6 protein-coding genes are annotated in these 6773 nt (G+C 64.8%); all 6 read right to left on the bottom strand.

Features of this window, described 5'->3' with window-relative positions; genetic code table 11:
• On the bottom strand, nucleotides 1-929 hold a 929-nt coding region (gene rnc / locus G3N96_RS18055; RefSeq protein ID WP_206137997.1), incomplete at its 3' end, for a ribonuclease III.
• Nucleotides 930-1082: 153 nt separating this feature from the next.
• Nucleotides 1083-1976, bottom strand: a complete 894-nt coding sequence (gene lepB / locus G3N96_RS18050; protein WP_206137996.1) for a signal peptidase I — start codon at nucleotides 1974-1976, stop codon at nucleotides 1083-1085.
• A 16-nt stretch (nucleotides 1977-1992) separates the two neighbouring features.
• Nucleotides 1993-3786 (bottom strand): translation elongation factor 4, encoded by a 1794-nt coding sequence (gene lepA, locus G3N96_RS18045; RefSeq protein ID WP_124575961.1) that lies wholly within the window; start codon nucleotides 3784-3786, stop codon nucleotides 1993-1995.
• 160 nt (nucleotides 3787-3946) lie between these two features.
• Nucleotides 3947-4189 carry a glutaredoxin family protein gene (locus G3N96_RS18040; RefSeq protein WP_206137995.1) on the bottom strand — a complete coding sequence of 81 codons (243 nt, stop codon included), beginning with the start codon at nucleotides 4187-4189 and terminating at the stop codon, nucleotides 3947-3949.
• Nucleotides 4190-4196: 7 nt separating this feature from the next.
• On the bottom strand, nucleotides 4197-5699 hold the full coding sequence (locus G3N96_RS18035) for a DegQ family serine endoprotease (protein ID WP_124575962.1): 1503 nt from the start codon (nucleotides 5697-5699) through the stop codon (nucleotides 4197-4199).
• Nucleotides 5700-5715: 16 nt separating this feature from the next.
• Nucleotides 5716-6768, bottom strand: a complete 1053-nt coding sequence (locus G3N96_RS18030) for a MucB/RseB C-terminal domain-containing protein (RefSeq protein WP_039348382.1) — start codon at nucleotides 6766-6768, stop codon at nucleotides 5716-5718.
• Nucleotides 6769-6773: the final 5 nt, after the last annotated feature.

The raw sequence follows: 6773 nt of genomic DNA, 5'->3' as shown, positions 1-6773 counted from the left end.
GCATCGTCGTCCGCCGACAAGTCTTCCGCCGGTACCGACCCCGCTTCGCGTGCGGCTGCGCGCACACGCGACGCCGCGGCACCGGATTCCGAGACGCCGCCGGGCGGCGCGAGCCTCGCCGCCGCGCGTTCCTTCCGCTCCGGCGAGCGCAGGTCGAGCGCTTCCTGCACGCCCTTCACGCCCGGCACGATTTCGGGTTCGACGTGTTTCGACCCGCGCGCGTTTTTCGAGCGCTTCGGCTTCGCGGCCAGCATCGGCGCGGCCGCCATCACTTCATCGAGCGCCTTCTTCGCGGCAGCCTGCTCGGCCGCGCGCCGGCTCGCACCGGAGCCCGACACCTTCACGTCGAGCTTCGGCACCGTGCATTCGACTTCGAATTGCTGATTGTGCGCCGCACCATGCGTCGCGACCACCGTGTAGGTCGGCAGCGCGATCTTATGTCCCTGCAGGTATTCCTGCAGCAGCGTCTTCGCGTCCTTGCCGAGCGTGCGCGGATCGATGTGGTCGAGAATCGGGATATAGAGGCGCTTGATGACCCCTTGGGCGGCTTCGAAGCCGCCATCGAGGAACACGGCCCCGATGATGGCTTCGAACGCGTCCGCGAGGATCGACGGGCGGCGGAACCCGCCGCTGCGCAGCTCGCCCTCGCCGAGCCGCAGTCCGTCCGAGATATTCAGGGCCTGAGCAATTTCGTACAGTGACTGCTGTTTGACGAGGTTGGCGCGTACGCGCGACAGATCGCCTTCGTCCAGCTTGCCGAAACGCTGGAACAAAAGGGCGGCCACCGCGCAATTCAGAACGGAGTCGCCGAGAAACTCGAGCCGTTCGTTGTGCGTGGCACTGTGACTACGATGGGTCAAAGCCTGGCGCAACAATTCCGCATTGCGAAATTCGTAGCGCAGCCGGCTTTCCAACTGGGATGAGGGCATGTGCAGGAGTATAACGCGGGCGCCGGTCGGGCCGAAACGGCACGGCCGGACGCGAAAAGGCGTGACGAGGCGGTGTTACCGCCGGTTCTTAAAGTAGTTCGGCAATACGCGACGCGGCCCGTGCGTCGCGTAGTGCGAGTGAGTCGATTGCGATCAGTTGAAGGAACCGATGCGCTTGAGGTCGCTGAAGTTCATCCAGATGAAGAACGCGCGGCCGACGATGTTCTGGTCCGGCACGAAACCCCAGTAGCGGCTGTCCGCACTGTTGTCTCGGTTGTCGCCCATCATGAAGTAGTGACCCGGCGGCACCTTGCAGATCACACCGCGGCTGTTGTACGTGCAGTTGTCGCGAAACGGATAGTCGTATGCACCCATCACGAACGGCGGCACGGCCGGGTTGTTGAGGATCGCGTTCTTCTTGTTGCCGATCGTTTCCTCGAACTGCTTCGCGTAGTTCTGGCGCTCGTCGTCGAAGAAATCGGGCAGCGGCGTTTCGGGCACCTGCTGGCCGTTGATCGTGAGCTGCTTGTCCTGGTACGCGACGGTATCGCCCGGCAGGCCGATCACACGCTTGATGTAGTCGACCGACTCGTCCTTCGGATAACGGAACACGACGACGTCGCCGCGCGACAGCGGGCTGCCCTGCGTGATCTTCGTGTTCGTGACCGGCAGGCGCAGCCCGTATTCGAACTTGTTGACGAGGATGAAATCGCCGACGAGCAGCGTCGGCACCATCGAGCCCGACGGAATCTTGAACGGCTCGACGACGAACGAACGCACGACGAACACCGCCAGGATCACCGGGAAGAAGCTCGCCGTGTACTCGAGCCACCACGGCTGGCGCAGCTTCTCGTCACGCAGCTTCGAGCGCGTCTGCACCGCGTTTTCATCCGCGAAGCGCTTGTCGATGCGCGACTGCTGGCGATCGAACTCCTCGATCGCCGAGTCGGCCGCCTTGCGACGCTGCGGCAGGAACACCAGTTTGTCCAGCACCCACGCTACGCCCGTCAAGATGACGAGCACAAAAAGAATCAGCGCAAAATTCATAAAAGGATCAGTCCTGTTATTTGTCTTCGACGCGCAAGATCGCGAGGAACGCTTCCTGCGGGATCTCGACCGAACCCACCTGCTTCATGCGTTTCTTACCTTCTTTCTGCTTCTCGAGCAGCTTCTTCTTTCGCGAGATGTCGCCGCCGTAGCACTTCGCGAGCACGTTCTTGCGCAGCGCCTTGATGTTCTCGCGCGCGACGATGTGCGCGCCGATCGCGGCCTGGATCGCCACGTCGTACATCTGGCGCGGAATGATCTCGCGCATCTTCGCCGCCACTTCACGGCCGCGATATTGCGACTGCGAACGGTGCACGATGATCGACAGCGCATCGACCTTGTCGCCGTTGATCAGCATGTCGACCTTCACGACGTCCGACGAACGGTATTCCTTGAACTCGTAGTCCATCGACGCATAGCCGCGCGACACCGACTTCAGGCGATCGAAGAAGTCGAGCACGATCTCGGCCATCGGGATCTCGTACGTGAGCTGCACCTGGCGGCCGTGATACTGCATGTTGATCTGCGAGCCGCGCTTCTGCTCGCACAGCGTGATCACCGAGCCCACGTAGTCCTGCGGCATGTACAGGTTCACGGTGACGATCGGCTCGCGGACTTCGGCGATGCGGCCCGGATCCGGCATCTTCGCCGGGTTCTCGACCATGATCGTCGAGCCGTCGCTCTGCACGACCTCGTAGACGACCGTCGGTGCGGTCGTGATGAGGTCCATGTCGAACTCGCGCTCGAGCCGCTCCTGCACGATTTCCATGTGCAGCAACCCGAGGAAGCCGCAGCGGAAACCGAACCCGAGCGCCTGCGACACTTCCGGCTCGTACTGCAGCGAGGCGTCGTTCAGCTTCAGCTTCTCGAGCGATTCGCGCAGCGCGTCGTATTGGTTCGCCTCGACCGGATACAGCCCCGCGAACACCTGCGGCTTCACTTCCTTGAAGCCCGGCAGCGGCTCGGCGGCGGCCTTGGTTGCGTGCGTGACGGTGTCGCCCACCTTCGCGGCCGTCAGCTCCTTGATGCCGGCAATGATGAAGCCCACCTGCCCCGCCGACAGCGAGTCGAGATTGCGCGACTTCGGCGTGAACACGCCAACGTGCTCGACCGGATACTGCGCGCCGGTCGCCATCATCTTGATTTTGTCCTTCGGGCGCAGCGTGCCGTTGACGATGCGCACCAGCATCACGACGCCGACGTAGTTGTCGAACCACGAGTCGATGATGAGCGCCTGCAGCGGCGCGGCCGGGTCGCCCTTCGGCGGCGGCACCTTCGCGATCAGCGACTCGAGCACGTCCTCGACGCCGAGGCCCGTCTTCGCGCTGCAACGCGTCGCGTCGGTCGCGTCGATGCCGATCACGTCCTCGATCTCCTCGATCGCGTTCTCGGGGTTCGCGGCCGGCAGGTCGATCTTGTTGAGCACGGGAACGACCTCGACGCCGAGCTCGATCGCCGTATAGCAGTTCGCGACGGTTTGCGCCTCGACGCCCTGGCTCGCATCGACGACCAGCAGCGCGCCTTCGCACGCGGACAGCGAACGGCTGACTTCGTACGAGAAGTCGACGTGCCCCGGCGTGTCGATCAGGTTCAGGTTGTAGACCTTGCCGTCGCGCGCGCGATAGGACAGCGCGGCAGTCTGCGCCTTGATCGTGATGCCGCGCTCGCGCTCGATATCCATCGAGTCGAGCACCTGCGCTTCCATTTCACGGTCGGCGAGGCCGCCGCATACCTGGATGATGCGATCCGCGAGCGTCGACTTGCCATGGTCGATGTGCGCGATGATCGAGAAATTGCGAATATGATCCATTCAGTGCCGATCAAGCGAAAAAGGCGCGCTCGACGACTGCAGAGCACGCCTTGTGTAAGTCGGTGAAAAAACAGCTTATTTTAGCCGAAAAGGCCTTTGCCGGGCGGTATTTCCAACGCCGGGCCAAGCCCCGCGCGAAACGACACCCGCGAGCGGCAGGTCAGGCTCGGCGCCGGGCCGCCAGCGCGTCGCGCACCCGCTCGTCGTCGAACCGGTGGCGGCATACCTCCGCCCCATCCAGCAACAGTACGGGCACGTCCTCGTCGTAGCGGGCGACGAGTGTCGGATCGGTGTCGATGTCGACGTAATCGACCGCGACGCCGAATTCGGCCGCCACCGGCGCCAGTGCGTCGCGCAGGTCGTCGCACAGGTGGCACCAGCCGCGGCCGTAGAGCGTGAACATCGGCGCGTTACTTCTGGCGCGGCCGCACGGGCACGAACTGCGTGTTGTCGCCACGCCGCACCAGCACCGCGACCGCCTTCTGCGGATCGAGCTGCGCGGTCACGTCGGCGAACTGCTTCGCGTTCGTGATGTCGGTGTCGCCGACGCGCAGCACGATGTCACCGCGCTGCAGGCCCGCACGAGCGGCCGGGCCGTCGACACCGTCGATCTGCACGCCGTTCTTCAGCTTCAGCGTCTTCATCTGCTCCGCCGTCAGGTCGCTGACCGTCAGACCGAGCGAATTGGTCTGGCGCGGCTTCTGCGGCGCGTTCTTGCGCTGCTCGGCCTTTGCCGTCGTTTCGGCCGGCGTTTCCGCGATCGTGATCGGCAGATCGCGTGCCTGACCCTTGCGCCATACGCTGACCGTCGCCTTCGTGCCGGGCTTCGTGTCACCGACCATGCGCGGCAGATCCGACGCCGCCTCGACCGAACGACCATTGAACTTCAGGATGATGTCGCCCGGCTGGATACCCGCCTTGTCGGCCGGGCCACCCGGCTCGACGCTGCTGACGAGCGCGCCCTCGGCCTTCGGCAACCCGATCGAATCCGCCACGTCCTTCGTCACCTCGCCGATCGCCACCGCGATCCGGCCGCGCGTGACCTTGCCCGTCGCCTTCAGCTGGTCGGCCACGCGCATCGCCTCGTCGATCGGAATCGCGAACGAGATGCCCATGAAGCCGCCGGTACGGCTGTAGATCTGCGAGTTGATGCCGATCACCTCGCCCTGCATGTTGATCAGCGGGCCGCCCGAGTTGCCGGGGTTCACGGCGACGTCGGTCTGGATGAACGGCAGGTAGTCACCCGTATTGCGGCTCTTCGAGCTGACGATGCCGGCCGTGACCGTGTTGTCGAGGCCGAACGGCGACCCGATCGCGACGACCCACTCGCCGACGCGCACCTTGTTCGAATCGCCGATCGCGACGACCGGCAGGTTCGACGCCTGGATCTTGACGACCGCGACGTCCGTGCGATCGTCGACGCCGATCAGCTTCGCCTTGAATTCGCGCTTGTCGGTCAGCGTCACGTAGATGGTGTCCGCATCGTCGACGACGTGCGCATTGGTCATCACGTAGCCGTCGGCCGACACGATGAAGCCCGAGCCGACGCCGCGATTCTGTTCGGTGTCGGGCGGATTGTCCGGCGTCGGCGCGTTCTTCGGATTGCCGCCGCCATTGCCGCTACCGTTACCCGGCGCCTGCGGCAAAGGAATGCCGAAGAAGCGGCGGAAGAATTCCGACATGTCGCCGTTGTCGAAGCCCGGCGGAAGCATCCCGCGCGGGCCGCTGCTCGTCGGCACGTTGGCGGTGGTCCGGATGTTCACGACGGCCGGCCCGACCTTTTCGACCAGATCGGCGAAGTCGGGCAGACTGGCAGCGGGAGCCGTCACCGCAAACGCGGTATGCGGCACGAGCGGCAGGCAGGCAGACAGCGCCGCCGCCGCGAGCCATTTGCGCAGCGCGAGTTTCATCATGTCGGAAGCCGTAGCGTTACTTGGAAGCCTTGTATTCTATGGCAGACGCGAACTGCTGCAACGTAGCCGGCGGCACTTCTCCGAGTACGGTGATCCAGTAGTCGCCACGGCGCTTCACGAGCACGTTCGTTGCACCGGTGCTGCCCGCGCCTTCCTTGCGCGTATTCTTTTCGGCTGGCTCGATGAAAACCGAGATCGTCGCGAGACCGTCGGTGAAGACGGCCTGATCGACCGGGATCGGCGGCTCGCCCGCGTCGCGCGCGGCCATCGGCCGGCGCACTTCACGAATCTTCTGGAAACCGGCCACGCTCGGGGCGAGCTGCCAGCCCTGCGCTTCCATGTCGACCGTCGCGACCGGCGGCCGCACGACCGTCCAGCCGTTCAGGTTGCGCATGCCAGCCGCGATCGCGGCCTTGTCGCCGCTTGCCCCGCCCGTCTGCAGTTGCGAGAACGCAATCTGCTCGAGCACGTGATCGTTCGCATCGAGCGTCTGCGAGCGCAGCAGCAGCCCCGTGCGCGCGTCCGCCCACAGCTTGTACGTGAAACGGTACGCATCCTTCGGCACGAGTTCGACGACCTGCGCGTCGATCCCTGCCACGCGGTCCTTGCCGAGCGACTTCGCGTCGTAGACGGACATCACGTGCTCGCCGCTCGCGCCGAGCAGCGCGGGGAACGAGTCGCGCGTCTGACGGCGCTCGACCACGCACAGCTTGCGCTCGGGCACGAACGTGTACAGCTCGTCGTTATGTCGCAGCAGCTTGCGCGGCTTGCCGTCGAGCGTCTCGATGCGCTCGAACTCGCCGTCGCGGGACGCGACGTGCGCGATGCGCGACGACTGCACATACCCGCCGCGCTGGTAGACGAACGTGCCTTCGTAGCTCTGCTGCTGCGCCGCTTGCTGGACGCGGTCGAGCCAGTCGGCGGCACCCTTGCGGGTCGCGACGGGATCGTCCGGTTGCTGGGCGCTGGCAGGAAGGGATTGAACGGACAACAGGGCGGCTGCGCAAAGCAGGAGGGCCGGCAGCCGCTTCCATCCGGAGATGGCGTGATTCAACTGCAATGTCCGCATCGGGT

The sequence above is a fragment of the Burkholderia sp. Se-20373 genome (assembly GCF_017104705.1).
Classification (GTDB): domain Bacteria; phylum Pseudomonadota; class Gammaproteobacteria; order Burkholderiales; family Burkholderiaceae; genus Burkholderia.
Note: the sequence above shows the minus strand (reverse complement) of the source record. Positions and strands in the feature narration are given on the sequence as shown.